The following is a 2,184-nucleotide window of genomic DNA, read 5'->3' as shown; positions in this document are numbered from 1 at the left end:
ACCCGCCCTCTCCTCCGGGTTGTGCGCCTCCCCAGGAGGGGCTAGGATAATTAATTGCGTGGGGGCGTTTAGTAATTGTCGGTTAAGGAAAATAAGCGATCGCCTGTGCGTTGATTTTCGGCTGGGGTTCCTATGGTAATTCTCAGACCACCCCCTGTATGGCGAATTAAAGAACCCTGAGATTTGAGATCCTGTACTATTTGATTTAATCGCTGATCAGAATTATTAGACTTGAGACGACCATAGATAAAATTACCATGACTCGGCCAAACTTTTAACAGAGGATGATTAGCCAACCGCGCCAAGAGGCGATCGCGTTCCCTAATAATTTCCGGGATGACCTGTTGTAATTCTTCCCGGTGAGTTAAGGCTAACAAAGCAGCTTCTTGGGAGAAACTAGGGAGGTTGTAGGGAAGGCGCACCTTTTCTAAGATAGTAGTCAATTCCGGGGAAGTTATAGCATAGCCAACCCGCAAAGAAGCCAAACGAAAAGCCTTAGAAAAAGTCCGTAAAATCACCCAATTAGGATGTTGGGTAATTTCTCCGGCTACTGTGGTTTGGCTAAATTCAAAATAAGCCTCATCAATGACTACTAAAATATGTTCGGGAAGACTCCGCAACCAGTCTAATTCTGCCTCGGTTAAAGCATTAGCTGTGGGGGAGTTGGGATGCACCACAAACACCACTTTAATGGGGGGGGTTTGCGGGTCGGTAATAGCCTGTTTGGCGGCGATTAAATCCATTTCAAAATTCGCCTCGGATCGATTAACTGTGACTACCCGAACCCCTAAAGTTTGGGCGAGAATAGCATACATGGAAAATGTAGGGTTGGCTACTAAAATCGACCCGGAACCATTTAAGCAGGTGGCAATTAACAGAGAACGGAGCAACTCATCAGAACCGTTCCCTACAGACACATAATCAGCCGTTATCGGGGTGGAAACCTCAGAAATGGCAGAATTAACATAATTAGCGATCGCCTTTTTAACGGGCTCGTGGCTGCCGTCTGGATAACGATTGGTTTCAATATCCCGTTGATAGATACTCGCCAATTTCTGTTTCAACTCCCCTGGTAGGTCATAGGGGGACTCGTTAGTATCGAGGCGATCTAAAATTAGATCAGACTTAACCGCACTACCAGAGTCTCCCCCTGGGTGGGGGGTGTAGGCTTGAAATTGATTCAGATCTTCGCGAATAAATGGCAACATATATATAGAGTGATTTGAGAAACTATTACTCAACCCAAGCAACTAGAGGTTTAATCAATGGTTGAAAAACAGATTTTGATGCTGGTGGGTGACTTTGTAGAGGACTGAGTTTGTGAAACTATTGGGAAGGCAAATTATCCATTCCTAGATATCTTTCCCCCTAGCAATAGGCATCCGCCAACCTGTGCCAAAGGCGCGATCGCTAATTTTCAACCCAGGGGGTGCTTGGCGGCGTTTAAATTCCGCGCCCATGACTAATTTTACTATACGTTCGACAGTTTGGCAATCATGTCCGGCTTCAATAATTGTGGGGACAGATTCGTGTCTTTCGATAAGTCGATAAAGAATATCATCTAAGATATGATAGGGTGGCAGAGAATCACTATCAAATTGACCGGGTTTTAATTCGGCGCTGGCGGGTTTAATCAGGACATTATTAGGGATAATTTCTCGACCTCGGTTTTCATTTAACCATTTACAAATTGAGTAAACACGGGTTTTCGGCACATCTGCAATGACCGCTAAACCACCATTCATGTCACCATAAAGGGTACAGTATCCGACGGCGATTTCTGACTTGTTACCTGTGGAGAGTAACAGATGACCGAATTTGTTGGAAATTGCCATTAATAAAGTGCCCCTAATTCGGGATTGCATATTTTCTTCAGCAATGCCAAATTGAGTTCCGGCGAACAAATTATATAGGGTGCTGTCGAAGGCATTCATAACGGACTCAATGGGGAGTGTTTGGGTAGAAATTCCCAGGTTGTTAGCTAAATCCAAAGCATCTTCAACGGAATGTTCGGAACTGTAGGGAGATGGCATCAAAACCCCCAAGACTTGCTGACTTCCTAGGGCTTCGGTAGCAATAGCTGCCACAAGGGAAGAATCAATCCCCCCACTCAACCCAATTACCACCTTAGAAAAACCACATTTTCGGGTGTAGTCTTTCACGCCCAAAACCAAAGCCTGCCAA

Annotated in this window: 2 protein-coding genes; both read right to left on the bottom strand. The window is 45.1% G+C overall.

Annotated features, from left to right (window positions below; translation table 11 throughout):
* Positions 1-68: 68 nt before the first annotated feature.
* Complete coding sequence (locus B9T16_RS28005) at positions 69-1,208, bottom strand: histidinol-phosphate transaminase (RefSeq protein ID WP_410246318.1); 1,140 nt, start codon at positions 1,206-1,208, stop codon at positions 69-71.
* A 144-nt stretch (positions 1,209-1,352) separates the two neighbouring features.
* A partial coding sequence (nadE, locus tag B9T16_RS28000) for an NAD(+) synthase (protein WP_410246317.1) occupies positions 1,353-2,184 on the bottom strand: 832 nt, incomplete at its 5' end.

Origin of the sequence: Arthrospira sp. PCC 8006 (assembly GCF_046480465.1) — a bacterium.
Taxonomy (GTDB): domain Bacteria; phylum Cyanobacteriota; class Cyanobacteriia; order Cyanobacteriales; family Microcoleaceae; genus Limnospira; species Limnospira platensis.
The sequence above is the reverse complement of the archived record's forward strand: the minus strand, read 5'-3'. Positions and strand labels throughout refer to the sequence as shown.

Excerpts from the sequence above, each read along its gene's own strand:
- B9T16_RS28005 (WP_410246318.1), bottom strand. The coding sequence starts at position 1,208 with ATGTTGCCATTTATTCGCGAAGATCTGAATCAATTTCAAGCCTACACC.